This is a genomic window from Izhakiella australiensis (genome assembly GCF_002006995.1).
GTDB lineage: Bacteria > Pseudomonadota > Gammaproteobacteria > Enterobacterales > Enterobacteriaceae > Izhakiella > Izhakiella australiensis.
The window spans coordinates 29,905-54,463 of sequence record NZ_MRUL01000005.1 but is presented as its reverse complement, the minus strand read 5'-3'; the positions used below and the strand labels follow the sequence as shown (position 1 = coordinate 54,463).

Annotated in this window: 18 protein-coding genes, 1 tRNA gene and 1 other RNA gene; 11 read left to right on the top strand and 9 right to left on the bottom strand. The window is 54.9% G+C overall.

Annotation, left to right across the window (positions count from 1 at the left end; all coding sequences use genetic code 11):
* Nucleotides 1-15 precede the first annotated feature (15 nt).
* Entirely contained in the window at nt 16-600 is a 585-nt protein-coding gene (locus tag BTJ39_RS09550) for an HD domain-containing protein (protein ID WP_078002460.1), read from the bottom strand.
* 62 nt (nt 601-662) lie between these two features.
* Between BTJ39_RS09550 and BTJ39_RS09545 the strand changes: the two genes are divergently transcribed.
* The 5 genes from BTJ39_RS09545 (at nt 663) to BTJ39_RS09525 (ending at nt 3,906) form a co-directional block, all read left to right on the top strand.
* A complete protein-coding gene (locus BTJ39_RS09545) occupies nt 663-1,121 on the top strand; it encodes a MarR family winged helix-turn-helix transcriptional regulator (protein WP_078002459.1) in 459 nt (152 codons plus the stop codon).
* Nucleotides 1,122-1,224: 103 nt separating this feature from the next.
* Nucleotides 1,225-1,653: an organic hydroperoxide resistance protein gene (locus BTJ39_RS09540; RefSeq protein ID WP_078002458.1), complete on the top strand. Its 429-nt coding sequence runs from the start codon at nt 1,225-1,227 to the stop codon at nt 1,651-1,653.
* 187 nt (nt 1,654-1,840) lie between these two features.
* Nucleotides 1,841-3,541 carry a kdo(2)-lipid A phosphoethanolamine 7''-transferase gene (gene eptB, locus BTJ39_RS09535; protein WP_078002457.1) on the top strand — a complete coding sequence of 567 codons (1,701 nt, stop codon included), beginning with the start codon at nt 1,841-1,843 and terminating at the stop codon, nt 3,539-3,541.
* Nucleotides 3,542-3,664: 123 nt separating this feature from the next.
* Nucleotides 3,665-3,741, top strand: a tRNA-Pro gene (locus tag BTJ39_RS09530).
* Between the two features lie 35 nt (nt 3,742-3,776).
* Nucleotides 3,777-3,906: non-coding RNA, RtT sRNA (locus tag BTJ39_RS09525), on the top strand.
* 126 nt (nt 3,907-4,032) lie between these two features.
* Here BTJ39_RS09525 and BTJ39_RS09520 read toward each other — a convergent pair.
* The 5 genes from BTJ39_RS09520 to BTJ39_RS09495 form a co-directional block, all read right to left on the bottom strand.
* Nucleotides 4,033-5,460 carry an IS1182 family transposase gene (locus BTJ39_RS09520; protein WP_078002456.1) on the bottom strand — a complete coding sequence of 476 codons (1,428 nt, stop codon included), beginning with the start codon at nt 5,458-5,460 and terminating at the stop codon, nt 4,033-4,035.
* Between the two features lie 1,273 nt (nt 5,461-6,733).
* The gene (locus tag BTJ39_RS09510; RefSeq protein ID WP_176110283.1) at nt 6,734-7,261 is read right to left on the bottom strand and encodes a DsbA family protein; all 528 of its coding nucleotides are present in this window, start codon (nt 7,259-7,261) and stop codon (nt 6,734-6,736) included.
* A gap of 394 nt (nt 7,262-7,655) precedes the next feature.
* Complete coding sequence (locus tag BTJ39_RS24535; protein WP_139356332.1) at nt 7,656-8,240, bottom strand: porin family protein; 585 nt, start codon at nt 8,238-8,240, stop codon at nt 7,656-7,658.
* A 391-nt stretch (nt 8,241-8,631) separates the two neighbouring features.
* Nucleotides 8,632-8,841 carry a helix-turn-helix domain-containing protein gene (locus tag BTJ39_RS09500; protein WP_078002452.1) on the bottom strand — a complete coding sequence of 70 codons (210 nt, stop codon included), beginning with the start codon at nt 8,839-8,841 and terminating at the stop codon, nt 8,632-8,634.
* Between the two features lies 1 nt (nt 8,842).
* Complete coding sequence (locus tag BTJ39_RS09495) at nt 8,843-9,388, bottom strand: DUF2975 domain-containing protein (protein ID WP_078002451.1); 546 nt, start codon at nt 9,386-9,388, stop codon at nt 8,843-8,845.
* A 916-nt stretch (nt 9,389-10,304) separates the two neighbouring features.
* Between BTJ39_RS09495 and dppA the strand changes: the two genes are divergently transcribed.
* The 6 genes from dppA (at nt 10,305) to BTJ39_RS09465 (ending at nt 18,887) form a co-directional block, all read left to right on the top strand.
* The gene (dppA, locus tag BTJ39_RS09490) at nt 10,305-11,915 is read left to right on the top strand and encodes a dipeptide ABC transporter periplasmic-binding protein DppA (RefSeq protein WP_078002450.1); all 1,611 of its coding nucleotides are present in this window, start codon (nt 10,305-10,307) and stop codon (nt 11,913-11,915) included.
* 261 nt (nt 11,916-12,176) lie between these two features.
* A complete protein-coding gene (gene dppB, locus BTJ39_RS09485; protein ID WP_078002449.1) occupies nt 12,177-13,196 on the top strand; it encodes a dipeptide ABC transporter permease DppB in 1,020 nt (339 codons plus the stop codon).
* Nucleotides 13,197-13,205: 9 nt separating this feature from the next.
* The gene (dppC, locus tag BTJ39_RS09480; RefSeq protein WP_078002448.1) at nt 13,206-14,111 is read left to right on the top strand and encodes a dipeptide ABC transporter permease DppC; all 906 of its coding nucleotides are present in this window, start codon (nt 13,206-13,208) and stop codon (nt 14,109-14,111) included.
* Nucleotides 14,112-14,121: 10 nt separating this feature from the next.
* A complete protein-coding gene (gene dppD / locus BTJ39_RS09475) occupies nt 14,122-15,105 on the top strand; it encodes a dipeptide ABC transporter ATP-binding protein (protein WP_078002447.1) in 984 nt (327 codons plus the stop codon).
* Nucleotides 15,098-16,099 (top strand): dipeptide ABC transporter ATP-binding subunit DppF, encoded by a 1,002-nt coding sequence (dppF, locus tag BTJ39_RS09470; RefSeq protein ID WP_078002446.1) that lies wholly within the window; start codon nt 15,098-15,100, stop codon nt 16,097-16,099. Before dppD ends, dppF begins: the two co-directional genes overlap by 8 nt.
* A 355-nt stretch (nt 16,100-16,454) precedes the next feature.
* Entirely contained in the window at nt 16,455-18,887 is a 2,433-nt protein-coding gene (locus BTJ39_RS09465) for an autotransporter outer membrane beta-barrel domain-containing protein (protein ID WP_078002445.1), read from the top strand.
* A 94-nt stretch (nt 18,888-18,981) separates the two neighbouring features.
* Here BTJ39_RS09465 and BTJ39_RS09460 read toward each other — a convergent pair whose 3' ends face one another.
* From BTJ39_RS09460 to fdhF, 3 genes are all read right to left on the bottom strand, one after another.
* A complete protein-coding gene (locus BTJ39_RS09460) occupies nt 18,982-20,016 on the bottom strand; it encodes a HoxN/HupN/NixA family nickel/cobalt transporter (RefSeq protein ID WP_078002444.1) in 1,035 nt (344 codons plus the stop codon).
* A gap of 10 nt (nt 20,017-20,026) precedes the next feature.
* On the bottom strand, nt 20,027-22,267 hold the full coding sequence (hypF, locus tag BTJ39_RS09455) for a carbamoyltransferase HypF (protein ID WP_078002443.1): 2,241 nt from the start codon (nt 22,265-22,267) through the stop codon (nt 20,027-20,029).
* Nucleotides 22,268-22,367: 100 nt separating this feature from the next.
* Complete coding sequence (gene fdhF, locus BTJ39_RS09450; RefSeq protein WP_078002442.1) at nt 22,368-24,521, bottom strand: formate dehydrogenase subunit alpha; 2,154 nt, start codon at nt 24,519-24,521, stop codon at nt 22,368-22,370.
* Between the last annotated feature and the right edge of the window lie 38 nt (nt 24,522-24,559).

Genomic DNA, 24,559 nt, shown 5'->3' with positions numbered 1-24,559 from the left:
CCCAGCGGGGTCGGTTTACCGGTACTTGCGCTCTTCGCGGGAAAACCAGCTGTGCGGCACGTTATGGGGTGGTTCGGTCAGCGTTTGAATGCCGTTTTCAATTATTTCTGAGGCCGTTTGTCGCAGCGCAGCGTTTCCGGCGCTAAGCAGCGCAACCTGCAGGCGCTTTTCCAGCAGGTAGACGCGGGCAAACTCAGGGTCGTAATGGATAAGCGCCCGGGTGTTGTCGATAATATCCGCCAGCTTGATGGTCTGGGCATCGGCCGAGGCTCTGGCGGTATGTTGAAAATGCGCCGCCTTGCGCGCCGCGCGGTTTTTAGCCTGCGGCTGGTCGCTGTCGGTCAGCATCGCCACCAGGCGTGCGACCGGCTCACCAAAGCGGCTGCGGAGATCAGCAAGGGTAGTGGCGGTATCTTCCACCGTATCATGCAGCCAGGCGGCGGCCAGCATCACCTCGTCGTCGGTTACGCTGCGAACAATCTCCACCACCGCGGCGGGATGAACGATATAGGGTTCATCGGTATATTTGCGGCGCTGCTGTGCCTGCGCGTGGGCTTTAGTGGCAAAACGCTGCGCCCGTTCTTCCAGTGAATACTTCATGTTCGCTTCCTTAGCAATAATATCGCTTGCAATTAAGTAGTGCGCTATTTATATTTCATCCTATGACTACATCACAAGATGACAAAAAAGGGCAAAACGCGCCACTGTTGCTTGATCAGCAGCTGTGCTTTGCCCTTTATTCGGCCAACCTCGCCGTGCATAAACTTTACCGGCAGCTGCTGGCGAAGCTCGGTATCACCTATCCGCAGTATCTGGTGATGATGGTGCTGTGGGAGCGCGATGATATTACCGTTTCAGCGATTGGCGAACGCCTGTTTCTGGATTCAGCCACCCTGACGCCGTTGCTGAAGCGGCTGGAAAGCGCCGGCCTGTTAAGCCGCCAGCGCTCGCGCCAGGACGAGCGCCAGGTGGCGGTCAGGCTAACGGAAGAGGGTCGGGCGCTACGTCGCCAGGCGGAGGGTTTTCCCCAGGCGGTACAGTGTGCATCAGCCTGCGATAGCGACACCTTGCTGGCGCTTAAGCGCCAGCTGGAAACCCTGCGTGACAATCTGAACGCATAAGAAGGGCGTGAGGGTTATTACGCCGCGTAAACTTATTATTGCTTATTAAGTAGCGTGCGATTAAATCGCACATAATATTAACCTGCAACCGAAGGAAGTCATTATGTCATTAGAAAAAGTTGTCTACCGTGCCAAAGCTAAAGCCACCGGTGGTCGCGACGGCCGCGCTACCTCTTCTGATAACGTGCTGGACGTCAAGCTGGGCGTGCCTAAAGAGATGGGCGGCGCCGGCGGGGAAGTCATCAACCCTGAACAGCTGTTTGCTGCCGGCTACTCGGCCTGTTTTCTCGGCGCCATGAAGTTTGTCGCCGGTCGTGACAAAATCGCCATGCCGAAAGATGCCTGGATTGAAGGTGAAGTGGGTATCGGGCCGATCCCCGATGGGTTTGGCATCGAAGCGCAGCTGAATATTCATCTGGAAGGAATGGACAGCGCGCAAGCCAAAAAGCTGGTGGACGCCGCGCACATCGTTTGCCCGTATTCCAACGCCACGCGCAACAATATTGATGTGACGCTGAACATCATTAACTGATCCCCGGTCGATCGGGAGGCGCTATCCCATGTGATTTCTGCCTCCCGCTAAGTCAAACTACCCTCAGAATGTTCTTTATTGCGCGTAAAACGGCGTTAATTACCGTCCCCATCAGAACTATGTCGCAGCGGCAAAGTCAGAGTGGTGTTTAGTATTTGTTTAACTTTGATGGCGGAACCCGGTACGAATGAATTATATAAAGTCACTGACACAGCAAAAGCTTTCGATTTTCCTTGCTTTATATATCGGTATTTTTCTTAATCTGCCGATTTTTTACCGCCGTTTCGACCCGATGTTAACCCACTTCAACTTTACTGAGTTGCTCTCTGCGGTGGTGGAAGTCAGTTCAATCGTGTTGTTAACCTTTTTCCTGATGCGCCTGCTGTCGCTCGGCGGCAAGCTGGTGTATCGCATTCTGGCAACGCTGCTGGTGCTGATATCGGTGGCATCCAGTTTCTACATGACCTTTTTTAACGTGGTGATCGGCTACGGCATCGTCGCGTCGGTGCTGGCGAAAGACGATCTCTCCGGCGAAGTGGTGGGCTATCACTTTTATATCTGGATGGTGCTGGTCAGCGCGCTGCCGCTGCTGATGATCTGGAGTAACCGGCTGCGCCTGACGTTGATTGAACAGATGCGCACCCCCGGTCAGCGCCTGCGTCCGCTGCTGATCCTCGCGGCGGTAGTGGCGATGGTGTGGCTGCCGGTGCGCTATCTCGACATACGCCAGAAGGCACAGGAAGCGATGACCAACATCGATCTGCCGAGCTATGGCGGCGTGGTGGTACATTCTTATTTACCTTCCAACTGGCTGGCAGCAACCGGACTGTTTGCCTATACCCGGCTTGATGAAACCCTTGATAATCACGAGCTGCTCGACCCGGCAAAGAAGTTTACCTATACCGCGCCGGCGAGCCTGGATGACACCTATGTGGTGTTTGTCATTGGTGAAACCACCCGCTGGGATCACATGGGCATTCTTGGCTACGAGCGCGATACCACGCCGAAACTGTCGAAAGAGCCAAACCTGGTGGCGTTTAAAGGCCAGTCCTGTGACACCTCCACCAAACTGTCGCTGCGCTGCATGTTTGTGCGCGAAGGGGGAGCCGAAGATAACCCCGGCCGCACGCTGAAAGAGCAGAACGTTTTTGCCGTCTTAAAAGAGCTGGGCTTTAGCTCTGAGCTGTATGCGATGCAAAGCGAAGTCTGGTTTTATAACAACGCCGATGTTGATAACTACGCCTTTCGCGAGCAGATAGGCTCTGAAAAACGTAACCAAGGCAAGCCGGTCGATGACATGCTGCTGGTGCCGGAAATGAAAGCTTCTGTCGACCGTCATCCTAAAGGTAAGCATCTGGTTATTTTGCATACCAAAGGGTCGCATTATCTCTATTCCCAGCGCTATCCGCGCAGCTTCGCCCGCTATCAACCTGAGTGCATGGGCGTGGATGACGCCTGCAGCAAACAACAGTTAATTAACGCCTATGACAACTCGGTGCTGTATGTCGACAATATGCTGGATAGCGTTTTCGACCAGCTGCGCAATAAAAAGGCGATAGTGTTTTATGCCGCCGACCACGGTGAATCAATCAGCGACAATATGCATTTCCACGGCACGCCGCGTAACATGGCGCCGCCGGAGCAGTTCCGCGTCCCGATGATCGTCTGGGCTTCGGACAGCTGGCTGGCGAATGCCAATAATAAAGGCGCCTTTGAACGGCTGAAAGCGCAGCAGCGCGTGGGAACCACCCACCGCCACGTTGAGCTGTTTGATACTATTATGGGCTGCCTGGGTTATACCTCGCCGGATGGTGGTATTAACCAGAAAAATAACTGGTGCGCAGCGCCGCCAGCCAGCCAGCCGGCACCGGTGGCAAAAGCATCGTAAATCCTTCTGCCGTATGCGCTGCATGCTGGTCTGACGGATCCGCTGAGTTTCCAGGCAAACGGGCGGCAAGGGCGTGAAAACCCTTGACGGACGGGCCTGGCAGGCAGTAAGATTCGCCCCCATCGGTGAGTGGCGCAGCCTGGTAGCGCACTTCGTTCGGGACGAAGGGGTCGGAGGTTCGAATCCTCTCTCACCGACCAGATATTAAGAAACCTGCTTGAAAAAGCAGGTTTTTTTGCTTTGTAGTCACAAGAGGATGAGAACCTCCGAAGGAGGTTTGAGCCGAGCGTAGCGAGACAACGTTGCTTTAGCAACGGCCCGCAGGGCGCTTCCCGCAGGGATGCGTAATCCTCTCTCACCGACCAGATATTAAGAAACCTGCTTGAAAAAGCAGGTTTCAGAGTGCTGACGAACCCCACGTTTTTCCGTGGGGTTTTTGTTTTAACGCGACCGCAGGTCGCGATCGCGACATTTTTTCGTTCCTCGCTTTTTTACACACCTGCTGCCGTCCCGTTTCGCAACAGCGCCCCCTCTGAACCCGTCACTGCCCGTAAAAACCAACAAAGAAGCGCCAGCAGCGCCATCTTCTTCATATTCTGTGCCGTCGCCGCCAGCAGACACTGCATCTGCACCTTCATCAGACCGCGGAACCGCGCGTAACGGTGACCGTGATGCTGTTTCGCATCCGCGAAGCTCCGCTCCACCGTCTCCTTGCGCCGCGCATACACTTTTTTACCCCATTTCGTCAGACGCAGCGCGTTGGCGTCTTCTTTCGCATCCTCCCATACGTGCCGCGTCACCGTTTTTTGCATGCCACGGCTCTGCGTGCACTTTTCCCGCTCCGGGCACCTCGCGCAGACCGCCCTGTCTGAACGGTAATGCCGGTAGCCGTTACGGTCCGTGGTGCCATAATGCAGCAACTCCCCCGCCGGACAGACGTACAGGTCGCGCTCCGCATCATAACGGAAGTGCTTCTTCTGATAATCATTCGGCCCCTTATTTGGCCTGCGGTAGCCCGGCACCAGCGCGATGCTCATCTCCTGCGCCAGGTGACACACCGACGCCGTGAAGTAACCCGCGTCCACGCCCGCCGCCACCGGCTCCAGCCCGAACCGCTCCACCTGCCGCTTCAGCCGCCCGATAAACGGCTGGCTGTCGTGCACGTTGCCCGGTGTCACGTGCCTGTCGGTGATGATGCCGTGCCTGCCGTCCACCGTGCGGTGGTCAAGGTAAAAAAAGCCCTGCGGCTTGTTATCACGGTGCATGAACCCGCTTTCCGGGTCGGTGGTGCTGACCTTCGTGTTCTTACCGGCGGTTGCGTTTGCGGGCTGCCTTTTTGCAGCGGGCAGCGGCTTTTTTTCGTGCCGTTTCCTGTCGGCCTCCACGGCGGCGTTCAGCTCTGCCAGGTATTCGCTGACGCCTTCCGGACGTAGCTCATTCACCGCCTTACGCGGGTTGGCGTCCGCCTTCAGATGGGTGCTGTCGGTGTATAGCACCCGACCATTCGCCATTCCCCGGGCCAGGGCCTGCTCCACGATATGGTCGAATATCTGCTGAAAGATGTCGCTGTCGTTGAAGCGGCGGATGCGGTTCTGGCTGAGCGTGGAGGCATCGGGAACCTTTTCGGTCAGCCCCATGCGCAGGAACCAGCGGTAAGCCACGTTGACCTGAATTTCCTTCACCAGGCGGCGTTCGGACGGGATACCGAAGAGGTAACCCAACAGCATCATTTTAATCAGGCGTACGGGGTCGATGGCAGGACGGCCGTTATCAGCGCAGTAGAGGTGCTTAACGGCGTCGCGGATAAATTCAAAGTCGATGGTGGCGTCGATTTTACGTACCAGATGGTCTTCGGGAACGAGTTCCTCAAGGGTGACCATTTCAAACTGATACTGCTGCGGGGCGGGCTCTCTGAGCATGGCGGTCAGTCCGTTAATTGCACTGACCTTATTAGATCAAAGTCCTGACCCCACGGCCAGGACTTTGTCAGCAGTCTGAAACCTGCTTGAAAAAGCAGGTTTTTTTGCTTTTACCTTTGGTGGAGTATTCCGTTCGCCTGCCAGGCAGGTGGCATAGTTGCCCGCCGCTGCGGGCGACCGGCAAGGGGCCATCAAACGTCATGGCCCCTTGACCCCGGACTTCCGGCAGTTTCTGCGTGGCTGCGCCCTTCCCTCACGCATGTAGCCCGCCGTACGGGCCGTTCGCGATGCGTTCCCGACGCAGCGCTTACTTTCGCCGCCTCCCTGCGGCTCACCCTGGGGGGCTTCATTCGCTCGGCGCAGAAAAGCCTGTTTATGCAGGTTTGCTGAAAGCGGCATCCGTTTTTTATTACAAAGCAAAAACCAGGTTGCCGCCTTCAGTCCGGCGCAGAACTGCTTTTTTTACTGAAAGCGATGAAGAAGCTTACGGGGGAGGAGAAGGCCCGGCTGATTTCAGCAGGCTCGCGGCCAGGGATGGCCGTGCGCCAGGCCACACGGACGTGCTTGTGCCGGTGCGGAAAGCAGCCGGGCCTTCTGTGACCTGGGTACCGGGCTTGCAGCAATGAAGGTCTGCCGTTTGCGTAGTCTCACCACACGTATGTGCTGCTTGTGCCGGTGCGGAAAGCAGCCGGGCCTTCTATGACCTGGGTGCCGGGCTTACAGCGATGAAGGTCTGCCGTTTGCGTAGTCAGGCCACATGGATGTGCTTGTGTCGGTGCGAAAAGCAGCCGGGCCTTCTGCGACCGGGGTGCCGGGCTTGCAGCAATGAAGGTCTGCCGTTTGCGTAGTCTCACCACACGTATGTGCTGCTTGTGCCGGTGCGGAAAGCAGCCGGGCCTTCTGTGACCTGGGTACCGGGCTTGCAGCAATGAGGATCTGCCGTTTGCGTAGTCTCACCACACGGATGTGCTTGTGCCGGTGCGGAAAGCAGCCGGGCCTTCTGCGACCTGGGTGCCGGGCTTGCAGCAATGAAGGTCTGCCGTTTGCGTAGTCTCACCACACGGACGTGCTTGTGCCGGTGCGGAAAGCAGCCGGGCTTCTTTGACCGGGTTCCGGGCTTGCAGCAATGAGGGGCCGCCGTACGGGGCGTTCCCGACGCAGCGCTCACTTTCGCCGCATCCCTGCGGCTCACTCTGGTGGGCTTCATCCGTTCGGTGCAGAAAAGCCTGTTGGTGCAGGTTTGCTAAAACGGCACCCGTTTTTGAACGATACGCTACCCTTGGTCATTTTTCCGCAGCGTGTTAACCAGATCTGCAAAAGCCCCGACATACTGATCCGGCGTATCAGCTTTTATTGCTGCGTTGTTGATCAAATAACGACCTTTAACGTAAACGGATGGCGTGGCGGTGACCCGGAATGCCTCAGCCAGCGCTTGCTGGCGGGCTATAAAAGCACGCACTAACAGACTATGCCGTGCGCCGTCATACTGTTCGGGGCTAACGCCAGCCTGCTGAAAAACAGCCTTAATATCATCGGTATTGTGCAGGCTCCGATCGTGCTGAACGGCGATAAAAAGTGGTTTTTCCACCCGATCCGCGACACCCATTACCGACGCCACCGCCCAGGCCTCACTCAGCTCATTGCCAAGTTTTCCCATCGCGCTGATATGGTATTGAGTCACCGTTTGCCCTTGCGGAAGGGTTTGATTGATTTTTTCAACCACCGGGTAATGCTCAACAAACTGAAAGCAGGGGCCGCAGTAAAAAGAGAAAAACTCGACCACATCAGGCGCATCTGCCACGGGGGTTGCCAGGGGAGTATAGGCACGGGTGCTTGCGCCCGCGTAGCCTGAAAAACATAGACAAAATACAACGGCAACAATAGTTTTTATCTTTTTAACATTCATCAGACGTAGCAGCCTTTATCGGTTTCTTGATTCCCGGGCGGTGGGCATGGTGTGAATTATGCACATAGCGGACATGTGCTCATATAATAATCATATTCATTGCAACACTTATTAAACGCACTCTTATGAATGGGATCGTAATGTGAAGGTCCTGCGTGCCGTATCATGGAGTGATAGCGCAATAGTTGGCAGATTCTCCCCTCACCGTGGAGTCAACCCAATGTCACGGCAAGAACGCTTACCGGGGTAGTGTGCCCAGTCCTGCCCGTGGACCCCGTGACAATTTAGCTTAAAACTTAATACCCAGGCCTACACTAAATATGCCCTGTTGAGTATTTTTGAATTTGGCATATTCATAGCCAACTTTGAACACCGCTTTTTCATACGGCGTAATAAATAAGTTTAAGCCGCCGATTACACCATACTGAGAATCTAACCCATTAAAAATACTTTTCGATCGGGTGCGTTTCCTTCCGTTAATATTTTTTTGATTTTTTGGCATGTTTTCCTCCTCGTCTGAAATATAGGCGGCACCAATATAAGGAGCCAGCGTCAAATATTCACTCACCTTAAATGATGGGCCTATCCCCAGACTATAGTATGATGAATGATGAGGCTTAAATGGTGCCTGGGATGAACTCTCCCTGTGAGTAAGATAACTAGCCGTAAGCATTGCACCTGTATTGCCTTCACCTTCTTTCAAATAAAGGATGTTAATTCCCTTCATGGGGTTTTTATATATTCCATTTTTTGATTTTCCTTCACTTTTCAGTTGGCTGGATTGCGCATAGCCAAATGTGACCATATCCGCTAAACAGACATTTGATGAAGTTAAAATTGCTAGTGTAAATGCTATATTTTTTAAAATAGACATCAGTTACTCTCCATGTGCTAATAGGGTTTTAAATTTTAAATTAAAAAGTTGTACAATAGTCCTTCATTATTTTTGATAATATATAAGGTGTTTTATATGGTTCCTCTTATTAGGTGTGTTAATGATGTGGGGTTTTCTGTAGAAAATTTTTCGGTTTTTCTTTTCTGGTAAATGAGAATTAATATTAAGACACCAGGGAGAAAAAACAAATCGCTAATAAAATTATCGGAATATATAATATAAACATAGTCTGGGGTCTCTGAGTGCTATTTAATTTTCACGATGCCATGGACATAGTGAAGAGCAAAATTTTTTGGTGGTTCCACTTGAAAGTCGGGCAATATGTATGGAATCACCAGCACTACTTTTACGCTCTTAAATCCAGAGCTTTTTATTCATTATCTGAGTTTTTCAATATATCTCCGGGCTGGCAATCTAATGCCTGACAAATAGCCTCCAGCGTTGAGAATCGTATGGCCTTCGCTTTTCCCGACTTGAGAATAGACAGGTTTGCCTCAGTGATATCGATAATCTGAGCCAGTTCTTTAGCTGTCATTTTTCTGGCTTTCAATATCGCGTCAAGTTGTACTATGATTGGCATATTATATTACTAACTCCTGTTCTTCTTTCATCACTGTAGCCAGATGTAGTACATAGCTACAGATTACCAACCCTACGCCTACGGGGAAATAAATAAGATCATCAAGGGTTATGTAATAGTTTGTGATTTCGTCAGTGCTTTGAATAAGTGATATTAATAGATTTATAGTAATCGAATAAATCGATAGCGCAATAAAACACCAGCCGGATACGGAAATGCGTTTTGTTTGATTTTTGGTGAAAATTTTTCCTGACCGAATGTTTTTAAAAATCTGGCGAAATTGCCAGAGAATGATGCTGAAAATGACATCGCCGAAAAAGACAATTACGGCTGATGTGATTGTATAAGGTGCGCCTCCTGAAAGGCGTTCGCATTCTTTATATAACATTCCCCCCATCAGCTTAATGTCATCCCCCGACTGGAGTGCGATAGCAATTTGGTTAAACAATGGAATAGATAGCAATGCAATCAATAAGATGCTTTCCATCAGTTTACACCAAAAAGTAATTTTTGATCCTTTATCCATGTGCGTTGTTTCCCATTTCATATGTAAATTCCTGCTAAGGCGTATTGCGCTGGCAACTGCTGATTAGCTCTTCAGACTGCGAAATGAATTATTATCGAATAACGATAATATAGCAACTTAAAATTATCGAAAAACAATAAATTTTTTGTCATTGCAACTCAAAACAGGTCATCACCTTCTATTGCTACCCAGGGAAGGTTTGCTTCATAAGTCTTTCAGCACGCTGATATGGCGCGCCATGAAGGCTCTGCATAAAGCCCGGTTTCACTAAACATTAAATTATTGTTCCCACAAGCTCACCACGATGGGCTGAGCGGACAAAGACACCGGCGGTCAACAACGCAATGCTGCTGGCCATAGCGCTGGCACTCAACCACATCGCTGATCAATAAGAACGCAATAAATGGAAACAGAAGGGGCATGGCCTGTCGCCGCTAAACGCAAGGCTTAATCTGACAGTTGGTTAGCGATCTGTTGATCGTTTCTTATGCAGATGTTGCACTATTTTTCGCTACCGCAATCGCGGATTACCGCTGTGATTGCCTGAAAACGGCGAGTCGCGCGGTAAAAACTAATTCTTTTTTCGCAACGTGAAATGTGGAGCTTGTGAGCCTGATCGAAATTATTAGCTGTAAATGGTGCATTGTAGTGGCGTGTTGAACTGCTTTTGTAATAAAAACGTGTCTTTATTGTTTGCTTGCTGTTTCTCACACATTGTGTAAATACTTTACACTTGTATTGACGTTGGATGAATCTGTTGACAAATTTATGCCACAATGCCGCGCTTGCAGATTTCTCTGATGGATTCCACGCAGTCAGAATAAAAAAAGAGATCGCCCGCGTTGCATTACTGCCGCAAGGCATCGCGCCGGAGCTCAACTAAAAAAATATCGTTCCGCCGTACGCACACAACAACACATCACATTGGAGCATAAGCATGAGTATTACCCTGGCGAAAAAGAGGGTGCTAAAGGTGGGTCTGAGCCTGATCGCTCTGACCGTTGCCGCAGGCGTTCAGGCAAAAACCCTGGTTTACTGTTCAGAAGGTTCTCCGGAAGGATTCAACCCACAGCTCTTCACCTCTGGCACCACCTTTGATGCCAGCTCGGTGCCAATCTATAACCGTCTGGTCGAATTCAAAACCGGTACGACCGAAGTGCAGCCGGGCCTGGCGGAAAAATGGGACGTCAGCGAAGACGGCAAAACCTACACCTTCCACCTGCGTAAGGGTGTGAAGTGGCAGACCACTAAAGATTTCAAACCAACGCGCGACTTTAATGCCGATGACGTGGTTTTCTCCTTCGAGCGTCAGCTGGATAAAAACAACAAGTACCATAACGTTTCCGGCGGCAGCTACGAGTACTTCGAAGGCATGGATATGCCGAAGCTGATCGGCAAAATCGAAAAAGTGGACGATTACACCGTTCGCTTCACGCTGACGCGTCCGGAAGCGCCTTTCCTGGCTGACCTCGGTATGGACTTCGCTTCCATTCTGTCTGCTGAATACGCCGACAAAATGCTGGCTGCTGGCACGCCGGAGAAGCTGGACCTGAACCCGGTTGGTACCGGTCCGTTCCAGCTGCTGCAGTACCAGAAAGATTCGCGCATTCTGTATCAGGCGAATAAAACCTACTGGGGCAACAAGCCGAAGATTGACCGCCTGGTGTTCTCAATTACGCCAGACGCTTCAGTGCGCTATGCCAAATTGCAGAAAGGCGAGTGTCAGGTTATGCCGTATCCAAACCCGGCCGACCTGGCAAGCATGAAGCAGGATAAAAATATTAACCTGATGTCGCAGCCGGGCCTGAACGTTGGCTACCTGGCGTATAACACCGAGAAGAAACCGCTGGATAACGTTAAGGTGCGTCAGGCGCTGACGCTGGCGGTGAATAAGAAAGCGATCATCGATGCCGTCTATCACGGCGCCGGCGTGGCGGCGAAAAACCTGATCCCGCCGACCATGTGGAGCTACAACGATGCGGTGCAGGATTACAGCTACGATCCGGCTAAAGCCAAAGCGCTGCTGAAAGAAGCCGGCATGGCGGATGGTTTTAGCATTGACCTGTGGGCGATGCCGGTTCAGCGTCCGTACAACCCGAACGCGCGCCGCATGGCCGAACTTATCCAGGCTGACTGGGCGAAAATTGGCGTTAAAGCCAAAATCGTTACCTTCGAATGGGGCGAGTATCTCAAGCGCGCCAAAGCGGGTGAACATCAGACTGTGATGATGGGCTGGACCGGTGATAATGGGGATCCGGATAACTTCTTCGCCACCCTGTTCAGCTGCGCGGCGGCTAAAGACGGTTCCAACTATTCGCGCTGGTGCGACAAGTCGTTTGAGAACCTGATTCAGCCTGCCCGTTCTGAGTCTGACCATAACAAACGCGTTGAGCTGTATAAGCAGGCTCAGGTGGTTATGCATGACCAGTCTCCGGCGCTGATTATTGCGCACTCAACGGTGTTTGAGCCGGTGAGCAAGAAAGTGACCGGCTACGTGGTGGATCCGTTAGGTAAGCATCACTTCGATAACGTCGATATTCAGGAATAACAATAAGGGCCAGCATTGACTGGCCCAATCGGCATTTCCTGTAAGGGCTGGTTCTGCCAGCCCGCAGGCGGCAACGAGGCTGCCTGGCTGTTTTCAGCCGCCATCCATCCGATGCGGTCACTGAAAGCGGTTCATCACCCTTGGGAACAAAAATGGTAAAGGCACAGTTTATCTGCGCCGCGATTGGCTTCACCCGATTGCAAGATGTGAGCAAAAGCGCCTGACGCGACACTCGTCAGCGCACAGAAGAGAATCCGGATTATGCTGCAGTTCATACTCCGACGTCTGGGACTTGTCATCCCGACGTTTATTGGTATCACCCTGTTAACCTTCGCGTTTGTCCATATGATCCCCGGCGACCCGGTAATGATTATGGCCGGAGAGCGCGGAATTACACCAGAACGACACGCCCAGCTGATGGCCGCTCTCGGCCTCGATAAGCCCCTGTGGCAACAATACGTCAACTATATCTACGGTATCTTACATGGCGACCTCGGTCTTTCGCTGAAAAGCCGTATCCCGGTCTGGCAGGAGTTCGTGCCGCGCTTTAAAGCCACGATGGAACTGGGTATCTGCGCGATGATTTTTGCCGTTGTGGTCGGCATTCCGGTTGGCGTGCTGGCGGCGGTAAAACGTGGTTCAGTGTTCGATCATACCGCCGTTGGCCTGGCGCTAACCGGCTACTCAATGCCAATTTTTTGGTGGGGCATGATGCTTATCATGCTGGTTTCGGTACAGCTGAATCTGACGCCGGTTTCCGGACGCATTAGCGACGTTGTTTTCCTCGATGACAGCCAGCCGCTTACCGGCTTTATGCTGATCGATACCCTGATTTGGGGCGAGCCGGGCGACTTTAAAGATGCCCTGATGCACATGCTGCTGCCCGCTATCGTACTGGGCACCATCCCGCTGGCGGTGATCGTGCGTATGACGCGCTCCTCAATGCTGGAAGTGCTGGGCGAAGACTACATTCGCACCGCGCGCGCCAAGGGGCTGACGCGTATGCGCGTGATTGTGGTCCATGCGCTGCGTAACGCGATGCTGCCGGTGGTAACGGTTATCGGCTTGCAGGTCGGCACCCTGCTGGCTGGCGCTATCCTGACAGAAACCATCTTCTCCTGGCCGGGCCTCGGGCGCTGGCTGATCGATGGTCTGCAACGCCGCGACTATCCAGTGGTGCAGGGCGGCGTGCTGCTGGTAGCGACCCTGATTATCCTGGTCAACCTGCTGGTTGATCTGCTGTACGGCGTGGTAAATCCGCGCATTCGTCATAAAAAATAAGGGGGCCGCATGTCTTCTCAAGTAACACCGGAGAGTGTCAGCGTCGCTCCAACGCCAATGACGCCCATTCAAGAGTTCTGGCACTACTTCAAACGCAACAGAGGCGCGGTAATTGGCCTGGTTTACGTTGTTATCATGATCCTGATCGCACTGCTGGCCAGCGTGCTGGCACCCCATGCGCCCGCAGAGCAGTTCCGCGATGCGCTGCTGCATCCGCCGGTCTGGCAGGAGGGCGGCAGCTGGCAATTTGTGCTTGGCACCGATGACGTTGGCCGCGACGTGCTGTCGCGCCTGATGTACGGCGCCCGCCTTTCGCTGCTGGTCGGCTGCCTGGTGGTGGTGCTGTCGCTGATCCTCGGCGTCATTTTCGGCTTACTGGCTGGCTACGTCGGTGGTGCGGTGGATGCCACTATTATGCGTCTGGTCGATATTATGCTGGCGCTGCCGAGCCTGCTGCTGGCATTGGTGCTGGTGGCGATTTTCGGCCCGTCGATCGTTAATGCCTCCATCGCGCTGACCTTCGTGGCGCTGCCGCACTACGTGCGTCTGACGCGCGCGGCGGTGCTGGTGGAAGTCAACCGCGATTATGTCACCGCATCCAGCGTTGCCGGTGCCGGTCCCGTTCGTCAGATGTTCGTCAATATTCTGCCGAACTGCCTGGCGCCGCTGATTGTTCAGGCGTCGCTCGGTTTTTCTAACGCCATTCTTGATATGGCCGCGCTGGGCTTTCTGGGTATGGGCGCGCAGCCGCCGACGCCGGAGTGGGGCACCATGCTCTCCGACGTACTGCAGTATGCGCAAAGTGCCTGGTGGGTGGTGACCTTTCCCGGGGTCGCCATTCTGCTGACGGTACTGGCATTTAACCTGATGGGCGACGGTTTACGCGACGCCCTTGACCCGAAACTCAAGCAGTAAGAGGCCACCGATGGCGTTATTAAATGTAGACAAGCTTTCGGTGCATTTTGGCGATGAAAAAGCACCGTTCCGCGCCGTGGACCGCATCAGCTATCAGGTTGAGCAGGGCCAGGTGGTGGGTATCGTCGGCGAATCCGGCTCCGGTAAATCCGTCAGCTCGCTGGCCATTATGGGGTTGATTGATTACCCCGGCAAAGTGATGGCGGAAAAGCTGGAGTTTAACCAGAGCGACCTGACGCGCATTTCGGAAAAGCAGCGCCGCCAGCTGGTGGGTTCTGAAGTGGCGATGATTTTCCAGGATCCGATGACCAGCCTCAACCCCTGCTACACCGTGGGCTACCAGATAATGGAAGCCATTAAGGTGCATCAGGGCGGTAACCGCCGCACCCGGCGCCAGCGGGCCATTGACCTGTTGACCCAGGTCGGCATCCCCGATCCGGCCTCGCGGCTCGATGTTTATCCGCATCAGCTGTCCGGCGGTATGAGCCAGCGCGTGATGATTGCCATGGCGATTGCCTGCCGGCCAAAGCTGCTGATTGCCGATGAACCGACGACCGCGCTGGACGTTACCATTCAGGCGCAGATCATCGAGTTGCTGCTCGATCTGCAACGCCAGGAAAATATGGCGCTGATCCTGATCACCCACGATCTGGCGCTGGTGGCGGAAGCGGCGCAGCACATCATCGTGATGTATGCCGGGCAGGTGGTGGAAAGCGGCAAGGCAACGGATATTTTCAAAGCGCCGCGCCATCCCTATACCCAGGCGCTGCTGCGGGCGCTGCCGGAGTTCGCGACCGATAAGGCGCGTCTGGCTTCACTGCCGGGCGTGGTACCCGGTAAGTACGATCGTCCATCGGGCTGCCTGCTTAACCCGCGCTGCCCCTATGCCACCGATCGTTGCCGTACTGAAGAACCGGAATTACGCGATATTCCTGGCCGTCAGTCGAAATGCCATTTCCCACTGGATGATGCCGGGAGACCGACCTATGCCTGAACAGAACAATTCAACCCTGCTATTGCAGGCGATTGATCTCAAAAAACACTACCCGGTAAAAAAAGGGATGTTTGCGCCTGAGCGCCTGGTTAAAGCCCTCGACGGCGTCTCCTTTGATCTCGAACGCGGGAAAACTCTGGCCGTGGTGGGTGAATCCGGCTGCGGTAAATCGACCCTGGGCCGACTGCTGACGATGATTGAAACACCGACGGAAGGGCAGCTCTACTGGCAGGGGCAGGACCTGCTCAAGCACGATCCGCAGGCGCAGAAGCTGCGGCGCCAGAAGATTCAGATCGTGTTTCAGAACCCCTATGGCTCGCTGAACCCGCGTAAAAAGATCAGCCAGATCCTTGAAGAGCCGTTGCAAATCAATACCGCCCTGAGCAGGGCCGAGCGTAAGGAAAAATCGCTGGAAATGATGGCGAAGGTCGGCCTGAAAACCGAACATTACGACCGCTACCCGCATATGTTTTCCGGCGGGCAGCGTCAGCGTATTGCCATTGCCCGCGGCCTGATGCTCGACCCGGACGTGCTGATTGCCGATGAGCCGGTTTCGGCGCTGGACGTCTCAGTGCGCGCGCAGGTGCTGAACCTGATGATGGATTTGCAGCAGGATATGGGCCTTTCCTACGTGTTCATTTCGCACGATCTGTCGGTGGTGGAGCATATCGCTGACGAAGTGATGGTGATGTACCTGGGACGCTGCGTGGAGAAGGCCAGCAAAGAAGATCTGTTTGCCAACCCGCGTCACCCATACACCCAGGCGCTGCTGTCAGCCACCCCGCGCCTTAATCCGGAAGACCGGCGCGAGCGTATCAAGCTGACCGGCGAGCTGCCGAGTCCGCTGAATCCGCCGCCGGGCTGTGCGTTTAACGCCCGCTGCCGCCGGCGCTTTGAGACCTGTACCCAGTTTCAGCCACGGCTGAAAGCCTACAACAATCAGCAGATCGCCTGTTTCGCAGTCGATCAGGATGAAGGGCAGAAATTGCCCTGAGCGTCACCAGAGACCGGCCCCTAAGGGCCGGTTTTTTTTCGTCATGCCTCCTGTCCCCCCTTTGCCACTCCCTCGTCGGGCGCGCTGCCTGTTCGGCCAATACCTTAACCGTCTTTTTTCGTACTAGTCAGATATGCCATCCGGGCGTGAAACGGTATTTTTGTCGCATCAGTTGATTGCCTTCTTCAGAGAAAAAATTACCTGTATAGATGAGAACATTGAATAAAGCATAGTCAGCATATTTTTACTGACTTGCTTCTATTTACCTAAAGAAGGTCGTCATAACTTTTAATAATAAATTCAGTCATTCTTCACTTAATACACATCGTCTGTATAGACAATTGGGATATTTAACATGTTGACAAATAAACGGCTTTCAATGATTGCTAAAGGCGTTATTATTGCGCTGATGGCTACATCTGGCGCGGGTGTTACTTCTTTAGCCAATGCTGCAACAACCACTACAAACAGTGGCGATGTGGTGCTTCATACTAATCCTGATAACGGCAATATTTATATGGGGGATGAAGTCAATGCTTCTATTGCTAATCAGAATTTAAGCAATCATTACATCAATTTCAGTAAGCACGGTAATAAAGCACTTTCAATAAAAAATACCCAGGCTGACTTTATCGAAGGCGGAAATAAGAATGACACCACGAACACGACTCTGGTGCTGGATGGTGCCACGCTCAAGGGTGTACAGAAAGATAAAAACTACGATTCACATCCTGAAGGCCACGGCTTAAAAAATAAAAACTACGCGTCAGGCGATTCGATCTATTTTGACCGCGATGATAAGGGCATTTTAATCTTATCCGTTAACAACTCGACGCTTAATGGTGATATTTCAGCAGAAAATAAAGCAGCTAAACATGCACTAATAAAAAACTCGACCATTACGGGCGCGACGCGTTTCAAAGGTGAGGAAAACGAACTCCATTTTATTCATTCTCATCAAAAGAACTCCGCTAACTCTGGTGATGCCATCGCGATCGGCGAGGCGGGGCAATCAAAAGTATTTATAGACGCATCGACCTTTGAAGGCGGCATCAATATTCAGGGTAAAGAAACACAGCTGGATATTGGGCAGAAGTCTGGCATTGGCGGCGATATTAAGCTTAATGACAGCAAGCAAACTGACCTCAGACTGAACGACAGCAGCGTAAAAAATATTATTCTGAGCGGCAGCGGTGCGAGCCAGGTCGCTCTGAACAACTCAGAAGTAAAAGGCAATCTGGATAGTTCCGCCTCGACAGGCAGCACCGACGTCGCGGTTAACCACTCAACGGTTGACGGTAATATTACCCTTGGTAAGGGTAAGAACCGGGTTCAGCTGACGAACCACTCAGAAGTAAAAGGCGACATCAGCGCGGCGGGTAACGACAGTGAGTTGCGCATCGATGGCAGCAGTTCACATCGCGGCGCAGTTCATAACTTCACGCATATCTACGCCGACGACCACAGTAAGCTGGATACCCGGGCTATCCGCAACGCGAGAATCGATCTTACGGGCGCCTCGGCGTTATACGCATCAGAGCTAAGTTCTTCCGAGCTGGTGATGGATAGCGAAAGCCAGTTCTTCGTCAACGATGCATTGTCAGGTAATAACAGTGCGACGGTGAAAACGCTGTCTGCTGCAACCTCAGAGGGTGAGCACGAGCTTGGCCACTGGACCAACAACGGCGGCGGCAGCATGAAGGCGCAGTTTGCTAACGGCAGCCAGCAGGCGACGGCCCGTAAAGGCGCCTGGAACTATGACCTGACGCTGCACGGGATGAGCCGGTCGGCTAATACCACCGAGGAGATGCTGGCAGTTAAGCGCAGTACGCTGGCCAGTGATGTGAAGGGCGCGCAGGCGAACCTGAATGCAGCCCAGCGCAGCAGCAAAGCGATCAGCGCCAGCGTGGCCCAGCGTTTTAGCAAAATCGATGAAGACGCTATGTTTAATCAGCGTCAGCCTGGCGCCAACGTCTGGGCTGACTATATCGGCCAGAATAACTCCCAGCACGGCGATGCTGGCTATCATGGCAAGCTTGAGGGCACCATGCTGGGGATGGACTGGACCAGCGAACTTGCTGATGACTCACAGCTGACAACCGGCCTGGCTTTTGGCTATACCCGTACCAAAGTTGCCGATCGCGGGGACGGTGCGGAGTTTCATAACCGGGTCAGCGGGCGTTATTACACCCTGTACAGCGGCTGGCAGAAAAATCTGGGTGATAACCTGGGCCTGTTTGCCAATGGTAACCTGACATGGGGCGATATGAGCTACTCGCTGAAGGCTGCAAACGTTTCGGCCACGACCGATGGTAGCAAGCAGCAGCTGAATGGCGGCACGCACGGCAATAGCTATAGCGCTGAACTGCGCACCGGCGTGGCGATTAAACCGCTGCAGCAGCTGGTGGTCCAGCCTTATATTCTGGCAGGCTGGAATAAAACTGATGCGCACAGCTTCAGCGATCAGGCTGGTCAGTTCGGTCATAACCAGCGGGAAAATATGTATGCCGGCGCAGGCCTGCGCACCACGGTGCACTTTGCTCTGGGTAGTGTAAAACTGATGCCGTGGGCGGAGGTTAATTACATTGCGGATGTGACCGATAATAGCCGCTTCAGCGCCATGGACTACCAGCGCTCACACGGTAAAAAACTGCAGGCTGCGGCATTAAGCATCGGTGCTGATGCGGGCATCACGCCAAACCTGGGCGCGACGGTTAAAGTTTCCGCCAGTGAAGGCAATCGCAGCAGCGATACGGCGATGTTAGTCGGCGTTAACTACCACTTTTAATCGTTAACGCAGCGACCGATACTGCGGGTCGACCAGAAAACCACGCCCTTGCTGGCGTGGTTTTTTTTGGCTCTGAGGATGGCGCGATTTCATTTCAGCGGCGGGTTAACGCGTCATAGCCGCGCAGGCGATAGTTGAGTAACGACGACAGCCAGCAGGCAATAAACAATCCGACGATCGCGAATCCGGCATTGCTCAGATTATCATTCAGGGTGGCGATCAGCTGCCAGAACCCGCCTGTGAGCGCAAGCTTGTCCACCATTAGCCCCAGCGCCTCCAGTCCGCCGATGACCAGCGCGACCGCAACGGACGTTCCGGTGATCGTCATATTGTAATAGAGCTTGCGCTGGGGTTTGTTAAACGCCCAGCCGTAAGCGCCGACCATCATCAGGTTATCCAGACTGTCAATCAGCGCCATGCCGCAGGTAAAAAGCAGCGGGAAAATCATGATTGCCCAGGGTGACATCCCTCTGGCGGCGCTGGCGGCTGATATACCCAGCACGCCGATTTCGGTGGCGGTATCAAATCCCAGACCAAACAGAAAGCCCACCAGATACATATGCCAGCTTTTACTGACCAGCCGGAAGGCCGGACGATAGAGCCAGCTTGCCAGACCGCCGCCAGCCGTGGCAGTGGCCGACTGCCGGTTATCGGCCATGGCTTCTCCGCGTTTGAGACGGGCAAAGCGCCGCCACAGGTCACGCAGAATAACCAGATTAACCAGCGCCATTGCCAGCAGGAAGAAGGCGGAAACGGCGGTGCCGATGGTGCCGCCAGCCGCCTGAAACCACGCCATTTTCTGACTAAAGGCGCTGGCGGTCGCCGCAATGGCTATCGAGGCCAGCACCACGATGGTTGAATGCCCGAGTGAGAACCAGGCGCCCACGCCGCAAGGACGCTTCCCTTGTTGCATCATTTTGCGCGTCACGTTATCGATAGCCGCGATATGGTCGGCATCTACCGCGTGACGCAGGCCATAGCACCAGGCGAGCAGGCTGGCCGCCATCAGCGCAGGCGTATGATGAAACAGGTAAAACGCCAGTCCCCAGGCAAACAGATTGAGCAGGGTTAATGCCAGCATCAGCAGCGCGCCCGGCGAGCGGTTGGCATCCGGTATTTGGAACATCATTTTTCCTTAATTAAGAGAAGGTTGCGGCGGAAATCACCGCCTGACCATAAGCAATGGCGCCATCGCCGGCGGGCAACGCGTGCGGTAAAAGCAAATGGTAATCCGCCAGCCATCGTCGCAGACGCTGGCGCAGCAGGCGGTTGTTCAGGACGCCGCCGGCGCAGACAATAGTGGCAATATTGGCGCGGCGGGCGTGATAAGCGGCCATCTGCGCCAGCCCGCAGGCGAGCGCATCGTGAAACGCCCAGGCGCGCGCGGCAGCAGGCGCCTGCCAGTCAAGCCACTGGCGCCAGAAGGTGGTCATGTCCAGGCTGCCGTCAGCAAATGGCAGCGTCACCGGATGGCTGAGCGATCCGGTTTGCAGCGCCAGCGCTTCAAGGCGACAGGCCGCCTGTGCCTGATAGCTTTGCCGCTGCGGGGCGCAGCCGACGGCGGCGGCAACGGCGTCAAACAGTCTTCCCGCCGATGAGGCGACAGGTGAGTTAACCTCGCGCTCAATGGCGCGCGCCAACGGCTGCCAGGGCATGGCATGCAGCCTTGCAGCCTCAGGCCGCAGCGGCCAGTCAGGGACAAACGCGTGCCACTGCGCCAGCAGGTTGCGCCACGGTTCTCGCGCCGCCAGATCGCCGCCGGGCAGGGCGATTGCGGGCAGGCCCCCCAGCCGCACGCAGTGCAGGTAGTCCGCGCGCAGGCATTCTCCGCCCCACAGCGCCCCCTCCGCTCCCCAGCCGAGGCCATCCAGTACCAGGGCGATGACCTCGCCGGCGTCGCGCGGCCAGCGGTGCTCAGCCAGGCAGGCCGCCACGTGAGCATGGTGATGGAGAACTTTCATCCGCGGCGTGTCCGGATGTATTTCCAGCCGCGTGGTGTAATAACCCGGATGTGCATCGGTAACGATCAGCTGCGGTCTGAACTGCCAGATTTGCTGCAGGCTGCTCAGCGCCTGATTCCACTGGGCCTGTACGCCCTCGCTGTCGAGGTTGCCCAGGTGCTGGCTGAGAACCGCCTGATTGCCGCGCGTCAGGCAGAATGTGTTATTCATCTCTGCCCCTAGGCAGAGCAGCGGCGGCGCCGGTTTAAATCCGGGGGGCAGCGCCAATGCATCTGGCGCCATCCCTCTGGCGCGACGCAGCGTTTCGCCGCTCGCGTAGACAACCGAATCATCCAGCCGCTGGATGATCTCGCGATCGTGCAGCAGCCAGCCGTCGGCAATAGCGGCCAGATCGCTCAGCGCCTGAGCATTGCTCAAGGCCGGCTGCAGGCCGTTGCGATTGCCGGATGTCATGACCAGCGGCCGCTGTACGCCGTCCATCAGCAGATGCTGTAACGGATTGGCGGCCAGCATAATGCCGACATCATTCAGCCCTGGCGCCACCGCTTCACACAGCCCCAGAGCCTGCTTATCGACCACCACGATCGGCGCCGCAGGCGTGTTGAGTCGCGCCCGCACCGACCGGGGAAGTCCTTCTGCGCGTTGCTGCGGTAGCATTACCGCTAACGGTTTATCCGGGCGCTGCTTACGCTGGCGCAGGCGCCGCACCGCCGCTTCGTCTTGCGCATCGCAGGCCAGGTGAAAGCCGCCCAGCCCCTTAATCGCGACGATTTTGCCGTCGTTGAGCATGGCGATTGCCGCCTGCAACGCCGCCTCTTTTTCCTGAGCCGGTTGCCCGGGCGCCTGCCAGCTTAGCTGTGGTCCGCATTCAGGGCAGGCCAGCGGCTGGGCATGGAAGCGTCGGTCGCCGGGCGAAGCGTATTCTGCCGCACAGGCCGGGCAAAGGGGAAAGTCAGCCATGGTGGTTGCGGCGCGATCGTAAGGCATTCCCCGGATAATGGTGAAGCGCGGGCCACAGTGGGTACAGTTGATAAAGGGATAGCGGTAGCGGCGCTGCGTCGGGTCTTGCATCTCACGCAGGCAGTCAGGGCAGGTGGCTGCGTCCGGCACCACCCCGGTGCTCATCGCGCCAGCGCTGCTGGGGAGGATGGTGAAATGTGGTGGTCGCTGTGACCAGCGCCAGGGCGCACTGATAATCTCATCAATACGCGCCAGCGGCGGGCATTGCTGCCGGAGTCGGCGGATAAAGGTGTCGGCGTCTCCGGCGAGACGTATCACTACGCCAGCTGCGTCATTGCTGACGTCGCCCGTCACTGCCAGCTCATGGGCCAGTCGCCATACCCAGGGACGAAAGCCGACGCCCTGAACTTTGCCGCGAACGTGCAATATTGTGCCGTTAAAATGGGTCATATTTGCCAAAATAAGAAAGATGAGCGCAGGGGGTTAGCCAGAGACTAACCGCCATGGGGCGGGTCAATGCCGGCAGGGAGATGTGGGGTCCCGCCTGCTGGCGATTGCCTTAATTAGGCGTAACCGCTTCGCGCAGGCGTGATTTCATGGCGCTGTAAGTGGTCTGAGCATAGTTTTCCGCCCACTGCTGATCGTCAATCCGGCTGAGGTTAACGGCGCAATATTTGGTTTCCGGCGTTTTAGATATCGGATCGAGGTTATCCTGCGTCAGTTCGTTGCAGGCGCCGATCCACCACTGATAGGTCATATACACCGCGCCCTGGTTAATACGCTCGTTAACGTCGGCGCGGCTGATAACTTTACCGCGCCGCGAACTGACCCACACCAGCTGGCGGTCACTGATGCCGGCTTTAGCGGCATCCTGCGGATTGATTTGCACAAAGCCCGGCTCATCGGCCAGCGACTGCAGCGCGGCGCAGTTGCCCGTCATTGAGCGACAGGAGTAATGGCCTACCTCGCGAACGGTACACAGCACCAGCGGATATTCGTCATCCGGCAACTCGGCGGGCTTGCGCCACGGCGCGGCAAACAGCTTGCCTTTACCGCTGGCGGTATCGAACTGATTGTCCTGATAGAGATAAGGTGTTCCCGGATGATCAACCGTCGGGCATGGCCACTGCACGTGCCCCATGTCGCCCATTTTCTCGTAGGTGGCGCCGTAAAACTGCGGGCAGAGTTCGCGCATCTCATCCCAGATTTGCTGGTTATTCTCATAATGCATCGGGTAACCCATCGCGCTGGCTATCAGGCTGATAATTTCCCAGTCACGCTTAACGTTATACTGCGGCTCGATGGCCTTCTCGAAACGTTGGAACCCGCGATCGGCGCAGGTAAACACGCCGCCGTGCTCACCCCAGGAGGTCGCGGGCAGCAGCACGTCCGCCGTCTCGGCGGTTTTGGTCATAAAAATGTCCTGCACCACCACAAAATCAAGCGCATCAAAGCCTTCGCGCACCAGGCCGAGGTCCGCCTCGGTCTGTAATGGGTCTTCCCCCATGATGTAATAGGCTTTGATTTTACCTTCCAGCGCCATATGCGGCACTTCGGTAATACGTACGCCTGGCTGGTCGTCCATTAACGCCGGATCAACGCCCCAGGCGCGGGCGAATTTTTCGCGAATTTGCTCATCGGTAACGTTCTGATAGCCGGGGAACTGATTGGGAATAACGCCCATATCGCAGGCGCCCTGTACGTTGTTTTGCCCGCGTACCGGACCAACGCCGACGTGTTCGCGTCCCAAATTTCCGGTCAGCAGCGCCAGGCTGGAGAGGCCTTTGACCACATCAACCGCCTGGCCGAACTGAGTGACGCCCATTCCCCACATAATGGTGGCGGACGGCGCTGCGGCATAGGTGCGCATTGCCTGGCGGATCTGCTGCGCGCTGACGCCGACAATTAGCTCGACCTTTTCCGGCGCGTAATCTTTTACCGCCTCGCGCAGCTCCTCAAAGCCTTCGGTGTGGCGAGCAACATAATCTTTATCGTAAAGGTCTTCTTCCAGCAGCACGTGAATAAAGGCGTTCACCAGCGCCATATTGCAGCCGTTGTGAATCTGTAAGTGCTGATCGGCGATGCGTGCGGTTTCAATACGCCGCGGATCGCAGACGATAATGCGCGCGCCGTTTTCTTTGGCTTTTATCACGCGTCGCGCCACGATCGGGTGCGAATCGGCGCAGTTATAGCCAATAACCAGTAAACATTTCGAGTTTTCGATATCGTTAATCGAGTTGCTCATCGCACCGTTGCCGAGGGTAACCTGCAAGCCGGCAACGCTCGGCCCATGACAGACGCGCGCACAGCAGTCGACGTTGTTGGTGTTGAGCACTCCACGGGCAAATTTTTGCATCACGTAGTTGGTTTCATTGCCGGTGCCGCGTGAAGAGCCGGTGGTCATGATGGCGCGCGGGCCATATTTTTGCTTGATTTCGCTCAGCCGCTGCGCGGTGTAGCGTATTGCCTCGTCCCAGCTGACTGGCTGGAACTTGCCGCCCTTTTGATAGCGAATCATCGGCTGAGTCAGGCGCGGCGTAAGCAGGCCGGTGTCATTGAGAAAATCCCAGCCGTAATAGCCTTTCAGGCACAGCTGATTCTGATTGGTGGTGCCGTTAGCAGCCTCCGCCCGAATAATTTTGTTATTTTCGACAACGAGCTTTAATTTGCAGCCTGCGCCGCAGTAAGGACAAACACTGGTGATCTTTTTCATCAGACAGATCCGTTTTTAACAGGGGAAAATAGCGTGGG